Genomic DNA, 17,275 nt, shown 5'->3' with positions numbered 1-17,275 from the left:
TCCTTTGGCAGTGCTAATTTTCAGATGAGGAAACCGATGTTAACAATCACACCAAATTTTGCACAGGAACGCGGATTGACGATGTTACGTCAGGCATGGAAGCAAAATAGAACATTCATGATTTATAGCCCAACAGGAAGCGGAAAAACGGCATTAGCTGCGTTTATTACTGACGGACATATTCAGCGTGGAATGAGAGTGATGTTTCTTGTTCCTTACACAATTTTGATTGATCAAACAGCTAGTCGTTTTATTGAGTATGGCTTGCCAGCTGAAGAGATTAGCTATGTATGGCGTGATCACCCTAATTATGATCCGACTCGTTTAATTCAAATCGCATCAGCAGATACCGTTATTCGTCGAGACTTTCCAGACAATATCGATTTACTCATTATCGATGAGGCGCATTTACGCCGTAAGAAAATATTAGAAGTGATCAGTGAGTGTGAATTCAAGGTAATTGGTTTGTCTGGTACGCCTTTTGCCTCATTCCTTGGACATTACTACGAAACATTAATCAAACCTACCACCATGAAAGAGTTAATCAAACGTGGCGATTTAAGCTCATACGAGTTCTATGCGCCGACTAAACCCGATTTATCAAAAGTGAAATCGTCCAGCAACGCAGAGTTCGGTAGTGATTACAAAGAAGCTGAGATAGCTGAAATTATGAGTGGTGCTGATTTGGTGGGAGATATTGTTGATAACTGGCTTGTGAATGGTCGAAACCTACCGACGATTTGCTTTTGTGTCACGGTCAGTCATGCCAATTTTGTCACTGTCGAATTTAACCGCGCAGGTGTGAATGCAGAGGTGATCACCGCAGATACGCCACATGATGAGCGTCAGATCATTATTCATCGGTTTGAGCAAGGCGCGACTAAGATACTTGTGAGCGTGGGAACATTGATTGCCGGCTTTGATAGTGATGTTCGTTGCATTATTTATGCCCGTCCAACTAAATCAGAAATTCGTTGGTGTCAGGCGATTGGTAGAGGATTGCGTACTGCGCCAGGGAAAGAAACTTGCCTTATTTTCGATCACTCCGGTTCTGTTCACCGCTTAGGTTATCCAGATGACATTGAATATGACGAACTGCCTACCAAAAACGACGGCATGAGTGAATCTTCATCTATCCGAGAGCAAGAAAAACAAGAGAAGAAACCCAAAGAATGTTCCTCTTGCCACTACATGAAGCCTGCAGGTGTTTATGTTTGCCCTAAATGTGGGTTTAAACCTTTAGTCGGTGAAGATATTGATGTTGATACTAGTCGAAACATCAAAAAACTGAATAAGAAAGAGCGCACTTACACCCGAGAAGACAAGCAAAGCTGGTGGTCTCAATTGAAATACTACCAGAATCAACGTGCGACACAGGGCAAGCCCATCAGTGATGGTTGGGTCTCCAATACCTTCAAAGATAAATTTGGTGTATGGCCACAAGGTTTTCACAACACGCCACAAGAAATCACACCTGAAGTGAGCAACTTTATTAAATATAAACAAATCGCCTTTGCTAAATCTCGCAAGAAGGCGCAAGTCAATATTCAAAAATTACGCACTCAAATTAGCCACCAGCCACAGCAAGGAGGTTTACTGTGAATACAATTGATGCCGTAAAAGGGCTATGGGCAAAAATATTTGCACATTATGGATTACCTCCTATAACGGGGCGTAAGCACTTTAAAGGAAAGTGCCCTATCTGCGGACAAAAAGGAAAATTCCGTATTGATGATAAAGACGGGCGAGGAACTTACATCTGTACATGTGGTTCGGGTAATGGCTTTCAATTACTGGAAAGAACACAAGGTAAAGACTTTAAAACATTAGCAGATGAAATTGATGTATTGATTGGTAATCAGCGAGAAAAAGAAGCTATTTTGCCAACTAAAATAAATAAGAATAATTTATTCCAACGCATCACTGGCTGTTATTCCAAACTACCCATACTGAAAAACACACCCGCCATGCAGTATTTGCAGAATCGAGGAGTTTTTGAATTACCAGCAGATAATGTCCGTTATTGTGATCATCAACCTGTTCGTAATAGTTTTGACAAATTTCAAGCTATTTGGTCACTAGCTACTGATGCTAAAGGGCAACTTTGTTATTTACATAGAACATATTTACAAGGAGACAAAAAAGCCCCTCTTGATGTTGTGAAGAAAATGACCGCGGTGCAGGAAGATAACTATTTAGAGTATGCAGAATCTGTCGCGATAAGAATGTTTCCTGTCGATACCACACTTGGCATAGCTGAAGGTATCGAGACGGCACTTTCCTGTAAGCAACTCTATGGTGTAAATACTTGGTCGGTCATCAATACTAACTTCATGAAAAAGTTCAAAGCACCAAAAGGTGTTATCCACCTTGTTATCTTTACAGATATGGATTGGAATGCGGCAGGTCATGCTGCAGCTATGGAGTGCGCACATAAAAACCTACTTTCTAATAATGATGTAGAAACGGTCAGTGTGAGATGGCCTGATAATGGTGATTTTAATGACATGCTAACAGAAGCTTGTGAGGTAAGAGAGTTAGTATTTTCAAGACAACATAAGGAAGTGGCGTAATGCGTGATATACAACAGGTATTAGAAAGATGGGGTGCATGGTCGGCAGATAATACAGAGTCGGTTCAATGGTATTCGATTGCTGCGGGATTTAGTGGATTAATACCAAGCAAGGTTAAAGCTCGTCCTCAATGCTGTGAAGACGATGCAATAATTATTTCTAGTTGTATGGCGCAATTGAATAAAAAGAATAGTGATATGCATGATCTATTGCTTGATTATTACTTATTCGGAATGACATTTATGCAACTTGCTAACAAGCACAATTGTTCTGATGGGCATATAGGTAAAAAATTACAAAAGGCAGAAGGAATAATAGAAGGTATGTTAATGATGCTAGATGTTCCATTAGAGATGGATCGATATGTAGAAAAAATCATATAAAAACTTTACGTACGTAAAAATGATGATATTGTGATAAGACTGACATCAAGGTCAACTAGCTTATGAACCTCATTTAAAGTGAGGTTTTGTGTTTTTATATTGGTTATTCTCTTTGTCTGCGCTTTTAATTTTTAAAATGAAATAGCTTCATATTAAATATGAAATAGTTTCAATATCCATTTTTTTTATTAATGCTATGTTTGGTAGCAAAATTCTTAATAAGAAAATATAGGATATATTGAATGAGCACTAACATCCCTCCATTTAAAGCTGATGTCGTTGGTAGTTACCTTCGACCTGAATATCTACATAAAGCGCGTAGCGATTATGCTAATGGCACTATTTCTAGCCATGAATTAAAAAAAATAGAAGATAAAGCAATCATTGAGTTAGTAGAAAAGCAGAAAAAAGCCGGATTACATGTTATTACCGATGGTGAGTTTCGTCGTAGCTGGTGGCATTTAGACTTTATGTGGGGATTAAACGGCGTTGAAAAAGCCTTTTTATCTAAAGGATATTCATTCGATGGTATTGAAACTCGTCCAGAGACGGCTCGATTAACAGGGAAAATCTCTGGAAATAACCACCCTTTTATTGAACATTTTTCATTTTTGTTGAAATTTGCTGAAGATAATATTGTTCCTCGTTTAACGATCCCAGCACCAGCTCAATTTTTCAAAGAGCTTTATCGGCCAGAGAATTTAGATAGCACTAATGTAATTTATTCTTCAAAAGATGAGTTAATTAACGATATTATTGGTGCTTATCAAGAGTTCATAAAAGAGTTATATCTTGTAGGGTGTCGTAATTTGCAATTAGATGATTGTACTTGGGGCATGATGGTTGATTCTCGATATCACAACTCAGGTATTGCTGAGAGCGAAAGTGTAAATAGTTGCTCATGCCATTCAGATCATACTGTAATAAGCAATGATATAAACTCATTAGCGGAAACGCTTGTTTATTTGAATAATGAAGCTATTAAAAACGCACCATCAGATTTAGTGTTAACAACGCATGTTTGCCGAGGTAATTATCGCTCTACATGGGCAGCTAGTGGTGGCTATGGACCGATTGCTGAGATCCTTTTTGGAAGAGAAAATGTATCAGCATATTATTTAGAGTTTGATACAGATAGAGCTGGTGATTTCTCCCCGTTATCTTATGTTTCAGGCAATAAAAAAGTTGTTCTGGGATTAATTTCTTCAAAAACTGGAGAGTTAGAGAGTAAACAAAAAGTAATAGAGCGAATCTATGAAGCTAGTAAGTTCGTACCATTAGATCGACTATGTTTAAGTACTCAATGTGGATTTGCATCAACTGAAGAAGGGAATGCATTAACTGAAGAGCAACAATGGGATAAAATTGCATTAGTAAAAGAGATTGCTCAAGAAGTCTGGAAATATTAATCCCACAGACTGAAAACGTTATTACTCATAAGACTCTATATATCGTGAGATTATTGATAGTTTTTTCAAAACCTCGTTTGGCGAGGTTTTTGTTATTTGTGTAATACTTATCTTTGTGGGTAAGTATTAATGGTGTTATCGGTTGTATCGTTATAATTCTTTTGCTAATTTTAAAAAACATAATAATGAAACTAAACATGGAATGAGCGATGGACTACTATTTAACAAACGCAATAAATGGTATAGGGTTCACATTACATAAAGACGCTTGTAAAAAAGTTCTTTTAACCGAGAGACGATTTTATCTTGGATACTATTTTGGAGAATATAATGCTATCCAAGAAGCAAAAAGAGTCACTTCTGGTATGGTGGTTCTTTGCTCTGAATGCATGAAAAAACCACAATAAAACCACTATGAACTCGAATGGCTCAGTAGTATGTGATCTAATAGTAAGTATAATTAACATATTATCTCTTTGTGTACACAAAAACAGGAGGTATTTATGTATCGTTATTATGTTCACACATCCACTGACAACCATGGAGATTATGAAGTGCATAAAGAAGGTTGTAGTCATTTACCTACTATATTAAATAGAGAGTATTTAGGATTATTTTCTAATTGCACACAGGCTGTTGCTCAAGCAAAGGCTAAAGGTTATAAAACTGCGGATGGTTGTTATTGGTGCTGTCAGGCATGCCATAGATCATAAATAAAAGTGTGTGAGTTAATTAAAGATCGCCTAGGCGGTCTTTTTTATTATCTAAAATAAGGAACGAAATTATGTACGCACTTAAATTAATTACTGAACGTGAAGGTCGTAAAGTGGAAGAAGTCCACTGCTTAGGAGAAATGTACCGCCTAGAGTTTTACCCAGAATCAGAAAATAAAGATATCGTGGCGCGGGTTGAACACACAAAGAAAGATGCTATCCCTTCATTTGATATTAAGCGTACAGATCATGCTTACATTACGACAGTAACAGGTGATACTGTTCGGGTTATTTCCAGAGGCAGAAAAGCTTGCCAGTAAGGTCATTTCGGTGGCTTTTTTTATTTCTACCATTTTGTTGATATCACCGAAATGGTTTCGTATATGCTCCTTTAGTTTCAATATGGTAGAACGGCTATCTTCGGATGGACGGCTTGGGTTCGAATCCCGAAAGGAGCCTCACTTATGCAGACCACAGTATCAATCACACACTAATCACTTCACACAAGAGCTGTGCGTGGCATCCTATTAACTAATTCCTCCAAATAGGGGGTGAGTATGAGTCATATGAAAGAAACCCCTGAGTTTTGGGATCAAGTATTCCAAGTTATCGACGCCCATAAGGAACAAGGCATTAGCGCAGCGCTAGCAACTAGCATGGCTATTCTACGTGGTAAATACAACGGAGGTGGCTGGAGGAAAACGTTATTTGATGGTGCCATGTGTGCGTTGTTTGCATGGTTTGTAAAGGACCTCTTAACGCTACTTGGACTTAATCATGAATTGGCATATCTGGCTAGTGTATTCATTGGGTATGTCGGTGTGGATGGATTAAGTAAACTCATTAAGGGTAAGGCAGGGCTGAAAGATGACTAGACCCGCACGCGGTGAACGCAATAACAACCCAGGCAACATTGACTATAACCCACGTAATAAATGGAAAGGTTTAGTCGGAATTGAAACGGGAGTTCCTAACCCTCGATTCTGTGTCTTTGAGTCGCCTGAGTATGGCATCAGAGCAATTTATAAACTAACTCAAACATATCAACGTAAATATGGTTTGAACTCAGTATCAGCAATTATTAATAAGTATGCACCGCCAGTTGAGAACAACACGAATGGTTATGTTAGCCGTGCATCAAAAGAGATTGGTGTTGGTATTAATGACAAGATAGATACTCAATCAAAGTCAGTTGCTATCTCTTTAGCAAAAGCAATCGTGGGCGTTGAGTTGGGCTATCAACCGTATTCACAAAAAGTCTTTGAAGATGCTTGGTTGTTACTTTAACTCAATAATTAATCCTATCTCATAGCCTCGCATTTGCGGGGCTTTTTTGTATCCACGTTTTACGCACACCGAAAGTGCAAATCACATCGAGCCAATATTTAGGTAATGAGCCTTTGAGGGGATCAGTTAAAGCTGGTGTCGCTTCGATGGGCTGATTTCCTATTTCGGCAAAGGTTCATTACTAAATAAGGTAGACACTATGACTAATACAATTACTGTTCCATTTTATGATAACGAGCTTTATGTTGTTGAGCATAACAATGAGCCGTATGTTCCCATGAAGCCAATAATTGAAGGTATGGGATTAAATTGGGCATCACAGTTTACTAAGTTAAAAAAACGCTTTAGTAAAGGTATTGTGGAAATCGCAATACCTTCTAAGGGTGGTGAGCAATCAATGATTTGCCTACAACTTAGAAAACTTTCAGCTTGGATGCTGACTATTTACCCTAACAAAGTTAAACCTGAAATTAGAGGTAACGTTATTCGATTTCAGGATGAATGCGATGATGTCCTTTATCAATATTGGACAGAAGGGGTGGTTGTTAACCCTCGCAAGTTAAGCGTGATGGAACAACTCAATGAAGCTTGTGCTGATTTTAAAAGAGATGAAGCGATTGCGAGTAAGTTTGGCAAAGGGTTAAACGCTTGGAAGGATGTTAAGCCTCAACATGAAAATAAAATTCAGAGCCTAAAAGAAAAAGCAGGGGAAATGGTACTTGATTTTATTTTGATGGAAACGGGTAAAGGTAAAATAACGAGGGGTAGTTGTGAATAAGTTAAAGCCCTGGTTTCCCATTTTATTATGGGGAGCTTTGTGTGTTGCTCTATTCTTTTCAACCAAAGAAATGATTGAACTTGGTAAAGAGAATAAAGAGCTAAAGAAAACAAACGACTCTCTCGTGGCTGAAATGGCCGACTACGAAAAGCGCATTAACTCACTTCATGAACTTGATACAAAACACGCGACGGAACTTACAAATGCAAAAGCTGAAATTGATAGGTTGCGCGTTAGTGCTGGGCGTAATCCTGACAGGGTGTACATCAAAGCCGAGTGTCCAAAGAGCACCAGTAATCCCACCACCAGCATGGATGATGCAACCACCGCCCGACCTACTGACACCGCTATCAGAAATTATTGGTTACTCAGAGAGCGAATTGCAGAATCAGAGCAAGTGATATTGGGATTACAGGATTACATTAGGACGGAGTGTGTGAACTAAAAAAAAGCCCTACGTAGGGTACGAGGGCAAACTAACAAGATATCAATTAAAGTATAGCGATGTTTACTTAGTATAGCTTAGGTAAATATATATACCAGATTGATTATTCTTATCTATCTCCCACTTAAATAAACAGCACAATATAAAAATAACCCTGTGAGTTTGATTTCACAGGGTGGCTGAATTTAAGCAAAAAATAAATACATATTAATCATACTGCTATTTTTATTTCGTGCCAATAGAAGAAGACGTAGCGTTGTCGTTGTCTCCTATGTTAGCCATGACCTGTTTTATTCTCGACAGATAGCGCATAGTGAGAATCAAAAACAATGAATACCACCATTTTGTTATTTTTCGGTCATTATCAGCAACGTCAGCTGTAGGTAGAAGAAACGGCGTGACTATGGAGAGACATAAACCTATTTAATTCTACAAACGTCATTCATTGAGTGGCGTTGATAGAGTTTATTTAGATAGCCATCAGTTAATCACTGGTGGCTTTTTTATTGGAGAACATTATGTCAGATAACACTATTCAATTAAAAGTCTCAGTGGATACAAGTGAGTTAAATAAGTTAGAAGAACAACTCAATCGTATTAAGCAACTAATACAAGATGTAGGCGTGAAGCCTAAATCAATCCCACCATTCTTCTTTCAGTCTTCTGGTGAATTCTTTATTAAAGATGCCTTTATTAATTCTGCTGAATTCAAAGGTGTGCTTGTCAGTAATAAGTCAGAACTAGACATCAATGCTCAACTAGCAGATTTACATATGCGAGCAGATCGACAAGATGTTGCTATAGCTGAACTCACTAGATTAAGACAGGCAGATCAACAGGCATGGTCTGATGCTATTAATCGAACATGGTGTAGTCAGAAGTAAAGGTGAGAAATCCCGCCTTTAAAATCAATGAGGATTATTCTCCTCTTTAGGTTATAGGAGATCACATGCCACCTCGCATACCAAGAGCATGTCGTAAACAGGGATGCGCGAAGACAACAACAGAACGTAACGGTTACTGTGAAGACCATCAGAACTTAGGATGGGAAACCCACCAGCGTGGTAAGTCTCGCCACCAACGTGGTTATGGTACCAAGTGGGATAAACTGCGAGTCCGTATACTCAAGCGTGATAAGTATCTGTGTCAGGAATGCTTAAGAGTAGGACAAGCCACCGAAGCCAAAACAGTTGACCACATCACTGCTAAAGCACATGGGGGTACCGATGATGATAGTAACCTGCAAAGCCTGTGCTGGTCCTGTCATAGAGCTAAGACAGCAAAGGAAAGAATAAAATGACGCAAGATGAGCAGACCTTACTTATGTTTAAAGGGTTGGTTGCTGAACTTCCCGAACAAAGCAAAGTGAAGGTTGAACATTGTATTACTGAAATAAAAAAGTTACTGACTAAATACCCTGATGGTGAAGCATTGCTTGCTGTGGGCTATATCGGTGCAGAACAGCAGATGAAAGGTAATCTTGGTCAAGGATAACAGTGCCATTCCTCATAGGGGAGGGGCGGGTCAAATCCCTACCACTCTCGCCACCTAGGACCGCCCCCTTAAGTCAATTTTTATACCCGCGAAAAATGAAATTAAAACTGGCTAATTGTTTAGCCATATTTATGCATCGGATCCTGAATTATTTGGAGGTTTATTTATGGCTGGCACTCCGGGCAAATCTGGTCGTCGCCCGAAGCCTACCGCCAGAAAAGAATTGGCCGGTAATCCGGGAAAACGAGCACTCAATAAAGACGAGCCGGTATTCACACCACTAAAAGGCGTGACGCCACCAGATTGGTTTACCGAAAACAAACTAGAGCTTGCTGTTGTTATGTGGGAAGTCACAATCAAGGAGCTTTGTGGTCAAGGCATATTATGTATTACCGATCTCGCTGTGCTTGAGCGTTGGTGTGTCGCCTATCATATTTGGCGTAATGCGGTAATTGCGATCATGCGTGATGGTACTCGCTTAATTGGCGCCACGGGAGGGCCAATAAAAAACCCTGATTTAACGACAAAAAAAGAACAAGAAAGTGAAATGGATCGCACGGGCGCAATGTTGGGTTTAGATCCGAGTAGTCGTCAGCGATTAATTGGCCTTGCGGGGCAAAAAAAGCAAGATAACCCCTTTATGAGGATTATTTCATCATGAGCCGTAAATCTTACCCGAACGTCAATGCGGCAAATCAATATGCGCGTGATGTGGTGCGTGGCAAGATTGTGGCATGTCAGTATGTGATTGATGCCTGTCAGCGACATATTGATGATATGGCACAAGAGAAATCGCGAAAATTTCGCTATCGATTTGATAAGGATTTAGCCGAGCAAGCTGCAAAGTTTATTCAGTTATTGCCCCACACCAAAGGTGAGTGGGCATTTAAACGAATGCCTATTACGCTTGAACCTTGGCAACTCTTTATTGTTTGCAGTGCATTTGGGTGGGTTCAAAAAGGAACAAAACTTCGTCGCTTTCGTGAGGTGTATACCGAAATTCCGCGTAAAAATGGGAAATCAGCTATTTCCGCAGGCGTTGCGCTGTATTGCTTTACTTGTGATAACGAATTTGGTGCAGAGGTTTATTCTGGTGCTACGACAGAAAAACAAGCATGGGAAGTATTTAGACCAGCTAAGTTGATGTGTAAGCGCACTCCGTTGTTAACCGAGGCATTTGGCATTGAGGTTAATGCAAAAAACATGAATCGCCCTGAAGATGGGGCGCGCTTTGAACCGCTGATTGGTGACCCGGGTGATGGTCAGTCTCCACATTGTGCAATTGTGGATGAATACCATGAGCATGATACTGACTCCCTTTACACAACAATGCTAACCGGAATGGGGGCAAGACGTCAGCCGTTGATGTGGGCTATCACAACGGCGGGTTATAATATCGAAGGGCCTTGTTACGATAAGCGCCGTGAAGTGATCGAAATGCTCAATGGAACAGTGCCTAATGATGAATTATTTGGTGTCATTTATACCGTTGATGAAAAAGATGATTGGACTGATCCGAATACACTGAAGAAAGCTAATCCCAATATGGGGGTTTCTGTTTATAGTGAGTTTCTTATTAGTCAGCAAAATAGAGCTAAAAATAACCCTCGATTAGCCAGTATTTTCAAAACTAAACATTTAAATATTTGGGTTTCTGCTCGTTCGGCTTTCTTTAATATGTTGAGTTGGCGAGCGTGTGAAGATAAAACACTCACGTTAGAGATGTTTGAAGGTCAGTCTTGCTATCAAGCTCTTGACTTAGCTAGAAAAATCGATATGAATTCGCGGGTAAAGTTGTTTACTCGTGAAATAGAAGGCAAACGTCATTATTACTGCATTTCACCCAGTTTTTATGTGCCCTACAATGCAGTTTTTAGTGCTGATATTGAAAATCAGCGTACTGCAGAGCGATTTAAAAAATGGGTAGAAACAAAACATTTAACCCTCACTGATGGCGCGGAGATTGATTACCGCGTTATTTTGGAAGATGCAATAGCAGATAACCTCAATACACCCATTAGTGAAAGCCCAATTGACCCTCATGGAGCAACTAACTTATCGCATCAGTTAGCCGATGAAGGGCTAAACCCTATCACAATCGTTCAAAACTACACAAATATGTCGGATCCAATGAAAGAGCTTGAAGCTGCAATTGCTTCTGGGCGCTTTCATCATGATGGTAATCCGATTATGACATGGTGTATGGGGAATGTGGTTGGTAAATATCTACCAGGTAATGACGATGTGGTGAGGCCCATTAAAGAGCAGAACGAGAACAAAATTGACGGTGCAGTTGCATTAATTATGGCAATTGGGCGAGCAATGCTACATGAAGAGCGTGACTTCCTTTCCTCTTTAGATCCTAACGAAGACCTTTTATTCCTATGAAAAACTTATTACTTGATATCACTGCACTGGCTGGTGTTGGTGCGGTTATGGCGGGGTGTTATCTAAAATATGGTGTTGCTAACACGCTGATTATCGGTGGTTGCATTGCAATAACCTATGCCTTGGCGGTAGCTATGAGGGGGAAACGTGTTAATTGATGCTCTATTTCGCAACGACTCATCCAGTTTAGAGAATCCTAACACACCGATTACGGCTGACTCTATTGATAATGACGGATTATTTACGGCTGATGTATATGTTAGCCCTGAAACATCCATGAAATTAGCAGCAGTCTATGCCTGTATTTATGTGCTTTCATCGTCTATTGCCCAGATGCCACTGCATGTAATGCGAAAGTCGGGTAATAGGGTAGAAACTGCGCGTGATCATCCTTTGTTTTATTTAGTTCATGATGAGCCTAACGAGTGGCAAACCAGTTATAAGTGGCGCGAAACAAAAGAGCGTCATGTGTTGGGTTGGGGAAATGGTTATACCCAAGTTATTCGTGACCGAAAAGGCGAGGTGACAAACCTAGAAGCCTGTATGCCGTGGGAAACCACACTGCTTAATACCGGTGGTCGATACACTTACGGCGTTTATAACGAATTGGGTAACTTTGCTATTAGCCCCGATGACATGATCCATATTCGGGCGTTAGGGAATAATCAAAGAATGGGGATCAGCCCAATCATTCAACATGCGGAAACCATCGGCATGGGTATGTCCGGGCAAAAATACACAAGTTCGTTTTTCGGTGGTAATGCTCGTCCGGCAGGTATCGTCTCAGTGAAGGGTGATTTACAGAAAGACGGCTGGGAGCGACTGAAAGATATGTGGCAAAAAGCTTCCCGAATGTTACGAAGTCAAGAAAATAAAACCATGCTTTTACCTGCCGATCTGGATTACAAGGCGCTGACTGTTTCTCCTGTTGATGCACAACTGATTGATATGTTGAAACTGAATCGCTCAATGATTGCAGGGATCTTCAATGTGCCGGCTCACATGATTAACGACCTCGAAAAAGCTACTTTCTCAAACATCTCAGAGCAATCCATCCAGTTTGTACGACATACCATCATGCCGTGGGTGGTGAACTGGGAGCAGGAGTTAAATCGACGCTTATTCACTCGACAAGAGAGAACAGCCGGATTTTATGTGCGATTTAATTTAGCGGGATTACTACGTGGAACACCAAAAGAACGTGCTGATTTCTACCACTTTGCGATTACGGATGGTTGGATGAGCCGTAATGAGGCGCGTGCCTTTGAGGATATGAATCCTGTTGATGGTCTTGATGAAATGCTAGTGAGCGTCAATGCGACTCAGTTCGCAGGGGGAAAAACAGAAGAACCGAAAGGGGATAACGATGAGCAGTGAAAAAGAAACACGATGTTATGTCGGTGAGGTTCGGGCGGAAGCAGGAGAAGAAAATAAACTGACACATATCGTGGGTTTAGGCTCTGTTTTCGATTCCCGATCTGAGCTGATTTATGGGTTCCGTGAAATCATTAAGCCGGGCGCATTTGATGATGTACTCAATGATGATGTGCGCGGGTTATTTAATCACGATCCAAATTATATTTTAGGGCGAACAACCGCAGGAACCTTGTCGCTTAGCGTCAATGAACGTGGGCTTATTTACGATATTACGGCACCTGATACACAAACCATTCGTGATTTAGTGTTGGCACCAATGCAACGTGGCGATATCAATCAAAGTTCTTTTGCCTTTCGTGTCGCGCGGGATGGTGAAGACTGGTACCAAGATGATGAGGGTGTCGTTATTCGTGAAATAACCCGATTTTCTCGACTCTATGATGTCAGCCCCGTCACCTATCCGGCGTATCAAGATGCAGACTCCGCGGTTCGTTCAATGAATGCATGGAAAGAAGCCAGAGACAGTGGCGATCTCCAAAAAGCAATTAATCAAAAATTGGCGCGTGAGCGTCTTATGACTTTACTCAATGCATAAGGTAATACTATGACTATGAAGCTTCATGAATTAAAACAAAAACGTAACACTATCGCGATTGATATGCGCGCCATTCACGAAAAAGTGGGTGATGGTGTGATGACTGAAGAGCAACGCACTCAATGGAATAAAGCGCAAACTGAACTTGAAAATTTAGATGCTCAGATTCAGCGTGAAGAGCAACTACGCTCATTAGATCAAGATTTGGTTGATGACAAAGAGAAAGAACAGCGTGGTCAACAACCGAATAACCCTGAAACAGAGCAAGCAGAGCGTCGCAATCAAGCGTTTGATCGCTTCCTGCGTTGTGGTTTTGGTGAACTCACTGCTGAAGAACGCCAAGCGGTCAAAGAACTTCGTGCACAGGGTACTTCGCCTGATGAGAAAGGGGGCTATACCGTTCCTACTCAGATGTTGAATAAAATTGTTGATCAAATGAAAGCCTATGGCGGTATTGCCAGTGTGGCTCAAATTTTATCAACTGCCACCGGTCAAGATATTACCTGGTCAACATCCGATGGTACTGATGAAGAAGGGGAATTGTTGGGCGAAAATACCGCAGCAGGTGAACAAGATGTTGAGTTTGGTACTGCCATTTTAGGGGCTAAAAAACTTACATCAAAAATTATCCGCGTTTCCAATGAATTATTGCAAGACAGTGGTGTAGATATTCAAGCGTATCTGGCTTCACGTATTGCTCAGCGCATTGGTCGTGGTGAAGCTAAATACTTGATTAAAGGCACTGGCAAGGGATCACCTGTACAACCATTAGGCTTAGAAACAGCGGTGACTAATACTGTTGATGTCGCCGGCGCCTCATTAAGTTGGAAAGATATTACCGAGTTAGAACATGCGATTGACCCTGCGTACCGTAATAGCCCTAAATTCCGTCTTGCTTTTAATGATGACACACTGAAAAACCTAAAACTAATGGAAGATGCGCAAAAACGCCCTTTATGGCTTCCGTCCATTTCAGGTGTTGCCCCTGCACAAATTTTAGGTATGCAGTATGTAGTTGATCAGGCGATCGACAAAATGGAAGCGGGTAAAAAATTCATCTTCTGTGGTGACTTTGACCGCTTCATTTTACGTCGTGTGACCTACATGACCCTGAAGCGTTTAGTTGAACGTTACGCAGAATATGACCAAACTGCGTTCTTAGCTTTCCATCGTTTTGATTGCATACTTGAAGATACTTCTGCAATTAAAGCGCTGGTGGGTAAAAGTGCGACAAAATAGTTTTAAATAACACTGAATCAATCAAGTACCGCTTAATTGCGGTTTTTTTGTGCCTACGATCTGGATGGTCGCAGGTATTGGGGGATTTATGCCACTACCCACACTAGAAAAATTGAAGCAGCAATGTCGATTGGATGAGGGTAATACCTTAGAAGATGAATTACTGAAAACTTATCTGATGGCGGCAAAGCAACGAGCTGAAGGGTATATCAATCGACATCTCTACGAAAAGGATATTCCAGAGGAAGATCCTGACGGTTTATTGATCACTGATGATATTGAATTAGCTCTTATGCTGGCCGTTGGTAATTTCTATGAAAATAGAGAAACAGCCATATTACCAGCAGGATTTAAATTACTACTCGATCCCTATCGTCATATTAATCTGTGAGGAATGATGAAAGCCGGTGAACTAAATAAACGCATCTCTCTTTCTCACTATGTTACTGAACGTGATGATTTAGGGAGTGAAAAAGTCGTTCCAAAAAAAGTGGCTGAGGTATGGGGCAAAGCAGAATCGATGTCGAACCGTAAGATTCGTACAGCTGACCAAGATCAGGTAATTGAAACCTATCATTTCACTGTTCGCCCTCGCTCTGATGTTGATCTGGGGTGGCTGGTGGGCTATCAGGGGCGATTATTTACCGTTCGGGCTGTTGATCGTAATCAGTCAGATAGAGCAATTATTACCACAGAGGCGAATATTCAACATGATAGAAGCTGATATTAAAGCCGATCTGGAGCGTATTACGGAGCTATTAGCTTATCCGCTAAAACTTCCTTCAGATAAATTGGAAGGGATTATCTATCAACGGATTAGTGATCCCAAGATAAACACAGGGCTAGCCCGAACATCACTGGTTCAAGCTCGTTTCCAAATCGTTATTCAAATACCTGATGACTACCCAAAAGCCTTAAAACTGGAATCGACTCTCTGTCGTGAGTGGGAGTCCATCCAACATGGTTATATTGGCAACTATCCTGTTCAAACCGTTCAGCGGGGTAACTTTCTGCAGGACATGATTGAGCAAACGGAAAATCGCAAAATCTATCGTATTTATCGCGATTTTATTATCACTTATCCCGAGGATGCAACGTGATAACCAACCTTAGCGTGACAGGGTTGGATGAATTAGGTCGGAAATTAAAACAGTTAGAAGTTGAGTTAAAAACCAAGATATTACGCGATGCAGGGCGAGAAGCCATGCAAGTTGTGAAAGATGATATGGAAGCGCATGCAGGGTTTGATGCAAAAAGCACTGAACCTCATATGCGAGACAATATCACCATCAAAACGACACGAGTAAAAAATACGAATGGGGCTGTTATGGTCACCGTAGGACCGACAAAACCTCATTATATGAAAGCTCGCGCTCAAGAGTTCGGCACCATCAAACAAGTTGCTCGTCCTTTTATTCGTCCAGCCCTCGATTACAACCAACGTGCGGTGCTCAATACCTTAACTGAGCATATTCGCCATGCCCTTTCTTTATATACTTAGGAGTGAAAATAATGGCAGATCAAAAAACATCGCCAGAATACGCCATGCTTCCCGCGGGCACTATTGTGAAATTTGGTAAAGCGGGTGATACCGTTGAACAAATGAAGCCACTGGTTAACTGTAAGGCATTAGGTGCCACAGGACAATCAGGGAGCTTTGTTGACGTCACGACACTCATCGATAAAAACAAACAATTTATTTCTGACTTACCGGAAGGACCTGAAAAGTCGTTAGGCTTCATTGATGATCCAGAAAATGAAAACTTTGTTGCGTTCTTGAATGCAGCAGAAAAGCGTGAAACGGTGCAGTTTTACTGCGAGCTTCCTAATAAACGTACCGCAACCATGATCCTTTCATTGTCAGGCTGGGAATTAAATGACATCTCAGCGCCTGCTAATGAAGCCATCCAGATCACCGTAAAAGGAAAACAAAATAACCTTGTATGGGGAACTTCTTCTGCAACATCAACAGGAGATCAGGGTTAATGAAAGGATTAAAAGCCTCTTTACTTACAGCGAAACCTCAAATTATCGAAGTCGATATTCTATGTGGAGTAAAGGTAAACATTCGTCGTATGACGGCTAACGAGTTGATGAATTTGGAACTTGAGGTTTCTGAATTAAATCAACATGGCAAATTACGTGAGGCATCATTACGAAACGTAGGTATGTTGCTGAATTGCTTGGTTGATGATGAAGGTAAACCGATAAGTAAATCGTTACTACCCAAACCAGAAGAATTGGTTAACGTCCATGATAATGCGATCCTCATCGAAGCGATTAACGTCGTGAAGCAACACTCCATTGGCACATTAGACGAGGCAAAAAAAAACTAACGGATAGCCCGTTACTCTATTTTGCTTATCAACTTTCTGAAGAGTTGGGTGAAATTGATCCCTATCGCGTTCTCAATTTGCCTGCCAATACACTACTGGGTTGGCAGGCTTATTTTGCGCTCAAATCAGAAAAACCAGGTGTAATACCACTATCAGATATACCTCCCTCTCCTGAAAGTGCACATCAACCAACAGGCACATCTAAATCTGTTGAACAGCAATGTTCTGACGTAATGAAAATGATAGGAAGATAATATT

General features: G+C 40.8%; 27 protein-coding genes and 1 tRNA gene. All 28 read left to right on the top strand.

The genetic code is table 11. The features are described from left to right. The first annotated feature begins 36 nt into the window (after positions 1-36). Positions 37-1,602 (top strand): DEAD/DEAH box helicase family protein, encoded by a 1,566-nt coding sequence (locus NBG71_RS09710; protein ID WP_250916812.1) that lies wholly within the window; start codon positions 37-39, stop codon positions 1,600-1,602. Then, positions 1,599-2,573 carry a DUF7146 domain-containing protein gene (locus NBG71_RS09705; RefSeq protein ID WP_198622886.1) on the top strand — a complete coding sequence of 325 codons (975 nt, stop codon included), beginning with the start codon at positions 1,599-1,601 and terminating at the stop codon, positions 2,571-2,573. Before NBG71_RS09710 ends, NBG71_RS09705 begins: the two co-directional genes overlap by 4 nt. Beyond that, complete coding sequence (locus tag NBG71_RS09700; protein ID WP_036934643.1) at positions 2,573-2,956, top strand: antiterminator Q family protein; 384 nt, start codon at positions 2,573-2,575, stop codon at positions 2,954-2,956. Before NBG71_RS09705 ends, NBG71_RS09700 begins: the two co-directional genes overlap by 1 nt. Before the next feature lie 242 nt (positions 2,957-3,198). Beyond that, positions 3,199-4,365: a 5-methyltetrahydropteroyltriglutamate--homocysteine S-methyltransferase gene (locus NBG71_RS09695; protein ID WP_064720844.1), complete on the top strand. Its 1,167-nt coding sequence runs from the start codon at positions 3,199-3,201 to the stop codon at positions 4,363-4,365. A 209-nt stretch (positions 4,366-4,574) separates the two neighbouring features. Continuing rightward, complete coding sequence (locus tag NBG71_RS09690) at positions 4,575-4,772, top strand: hypothetical protein (protein ID WP_064720843.1); 198 nt, start codon at positions 4,575-4,577, stop codon at positions 4,770-4,772. A gap of 96 nt (positions 4,773-4,868) precedes the next feature. Then, positions 4,869-5,078, top strand: coding sequence for a hypothetical protein (locus NBG71_RS09685; RefSeq protein WP_115350920.1), 210 nt, complete (start codon positions 4,869-4,871; stop codon positions 5,076-5,078). A 71-nt stretch (positions 5,079-5,149) separates the two neighbouring features. Beyond that, entirely contained in the window at positions 5,150-5,398 is a 249-nt protein-coding gene (locus NBG71_RS09680; RefSeq protein ID WP_115350921.1) for a hypothetical protein, read from the top strand. A gap of 65 nt (positions 5,399-5,463) precedes the next feature. Further along, positions 5,464-5,536, top strand: a tRNA-Pro gene (locus tag NBG71_RS09675). Positions 5,537-5,635: 99 nt separating this feature from the next. Further along, positions 5,636-5,953: a phage holin, lambda family gene (locus tag NBG71_RS09670; RefSeq protein WP_250916811.1), complete on the top strand. Its 318-nt coding sequence runs from the start codon at positions 5,636-5,638 to the stop codon at positions 5,951-5,953. Next, a complete protein-coding gene (locus NBG71_RS09665; protein WP_161711123.1) occupies positions 5,946-6,365 on the top strand; it encodes a structural protein in 420 nt (139 codons plus the stop codon). The genes NBG71_RS09670 and NBG71_RS09665 overlap by 8 nt, the downstream gene beginning before the upstream one ends. A 199-nt stretch (positions 6,366-6,564) precedes the next feature. Then, entirely contained in the window at positions 6,565-7,143 is a 579-nt protein-coding gene (locus NBG71_RS09660) for a phage antirepressor N-terminal domain-containing protein (RefSeq protein ID WP_075673907.1), read from the top strand. A 70-nt stretch (positions 7,144-7,213) separates the two neighbouring features. Continuing rightward, on the top strand, positions 7,214-7,588 hold the full coding sequence (locus NBG71_RS09655; protein ID WP_425355736.1) for a lysis protein: 375 nt from the start codon (positions 7,214-7,216) through the stop codon (positions 7,586-7,588). A gap of 518 nt (positions 7,589-8,106) precedes the next feature. Further along, positions 8,107-8,472 (top strand): hypothetical protein, encoded by a 366-nt coding sequence (locus tag NBG71_RS09650; RefSeq protein WP_250916809.1) that lies wholly within the window; start codon positions 8,107-8,109, stop codon positions 8,470-8,472. Between the two features lie 65 nt (positions 8,473-8,537). After that, positions 8,538-8,888 carry an HNH endonuclease gene (locus NBG71_RS09645; protein WP_219495055.1) on the top strand — a complete coding sequence of 117 codons (351 nt, stop codon included), beginning with the start codon at positions 8,538-8,540 and terminating at the stop codon, positions 8,886-8,888. After that, positions 8,885-9,082, top strand: a complete 198-nt coding sequence (locus NBG71_RS09640; protein ID WP_109850079.1) for a hypothetical protein — start codon at positions 8,885-8,887, stop codon at positions 9,080-9,082. The genes NBG71_RS09645 and NBG71_RS09640 overlap by 4 nt, the downstream gene beginning before the upstream one ends. A 166-nt stretch (positions 9,083-9,248) precedes the next feature. Further along, positions 9,249-9,743: a phage terminase small subunit P27 family gene (locus NBG71_RS09635; RefSeq protein WP_161706117.1), complete on the top strand. Its 495-nt coding sequence runs from the start codon at positions 9,249-9,251 to the stop codon at positions 9,741-9,743. Then, positions 9,740-11,470, top strand: a complete 1,731-nt coding sequence (locus NBG71_RS09630; protein ID WP_161769682.1) for a terminase large subunit — start codon at positions 9,740-9,742, stop codon at positions 11,468-11,470. Before NBG71_RS09635 ends, NBG71_RS09630 begins: the two co-directional genes overlap by 4 nt. Further along, positions 11,467-11,628: a hypothetical protein gene (locus NBG71_RS09625; protein ID WP_006533924.1), complete on the top strand. Its 162-nt coding sequence runs from the start codon at positions 11,467-11,469 to the stop codon at positions 11,626-11,628. Before NBG71_RS09630 ends, NBG71_RS09625 begins: the two co-directional genes overlap by 4 nt. Then, on the top strand, positions 11,618-12,847 hold the full coding sequence (locus tag NBG71_RS09620; RefSeq protein ID WP_219495057.1) for a phage portal protein: 1,230 nt from the start codon (positions 11,618-11,620) through the stop codon (positions 12,845-12,847). Before NBG71_RS09625 ends, NBG71_RS09620 begins: the two co-directional genes overlap by 11 nt. Further along, a complete protein-coding gene (locus NBG71_RS09615) occupies positions 12,837-13,442 on the top strand; it encodes an HK97 family phage prohead protease (RefSeq protein ID WP_219495058.1) in 606 nt (201 codons plus the stop codon). The genes NBG71_RS09620 and NBG71_RS09615 overlap by 11 nt, the downstream gene beginning before the upstream one ends. A gap of 15 nt (positions 13,443-13,457) precedes the next feature. Then, positions 13,458-14,681, top strand: a complete 1,224-nt coding sequence (locus tag NBG71_RS09610) for a phage major capsid protein (RefSeq protein WP_219495111.1) — start codon at positions 13,458-13,460, stop codon at positions 14,679-14,681. A 49-nt stretch (positions 14,682-14,730) separates the two neighbouring features. Then, positions 14,731-15,072: a head-tail connector protein gene (locus NBG71_RS09605; protein WP_373274750.1), complete on the top strand. Its 342-nt coding sequence runs from the start codon at positions 14,731-14,733 to the stop codon at positions 15,070-15,072. A gap of 6 nt (positions 15,073-15,078) precedes the next feature. Beyond that, the gene (locus NBG71_RS09600; RefSeq protein ID WP_219495059.1) at positions 15,079-15,405 is read left to right on the top strand and encodes a phage head closure protein; all 327 of its coding nucleotides are present in this window, start codon (positions 15,079-15,081) and stop codon (positions 15,403-15,405) included. After that, entirely contained in the window at positions 15,392-15,781 is a 390-nt protein-coding gene (locus tag NBG71_RS09595; RefSeq protein ID WP_219495060.1) for a hypothetical protein, read from the top strand. The genes NBG71_RS09600 and NBG71_RS09595 overlap by 14 nt, the downstream gene beginning before the upstream one ends. Then, complete coding sequence (locus tag NBG71_RS09590) at positions 15,781-16,182, top strand: HK97-gp10 family putative phage morphogenesis protein (protein WP_190306338.1); 402 nt, start codon at positions 15,781-15,783, stop codon at positions 16,180-16,182. Before NBG71_RS09595 ends, NBG71_RS09590 begins: the two co-directional genes overlap by 1 nt. A gap of 11 nt (positions 16,183-16,193) precedes the next feature. Then, a complete protein-coding gene (locus tag NBG71_RS09585; RefSeq protein WP_006533916.1) occupies positions 16,194-16,667 on the top strand; it encodes a hypothetical protein in 474 nt (157 codons plus the stop codon). Beyond that, positions 16,667-17,017: a phage tail protein gene (locus NBG71_RS09580; protein WP_036904969.1), complete on the top strand. Its 351-nt coding sequence runs from the start codon at positions 16,667-16,669 to the stop codon at positions 17,015-17,017. Before NBG71_RS09585 ends, NBG71_RS09580 begins: the two co-directional genes overlap by 1 nt. Before the next feature lie 77 nt (positions 17,018-17,094). Further along, on the top strand, positions 17,095-17,271 hold the full coding sequence (locus NBG71_RS09575) for a hypothetical protein (RefSeq protein WP_250916808.1): 177 nt from the start codon (positions 17,095-17,097) through the stop codon (positions 17,269-17,271). The last annotated feature ends 4 nt before the right edge of the window (positions 17,272-17,275 follow it).

It is taken from the genome of Proteus sp. FZP2095 (assembly GCF_023701425.1).
Classification (GTDB): Bacteria; Pseudomonadota; Gammaproteobacteria; order Enterobacterales; family Enterobacteriaceae; genus Proteus; species Proteus cibarius.
Note: the sequence above shows the minus strand (reverse complement) of the source record. Positions and strands in the feature narration are given on the sequence as shown.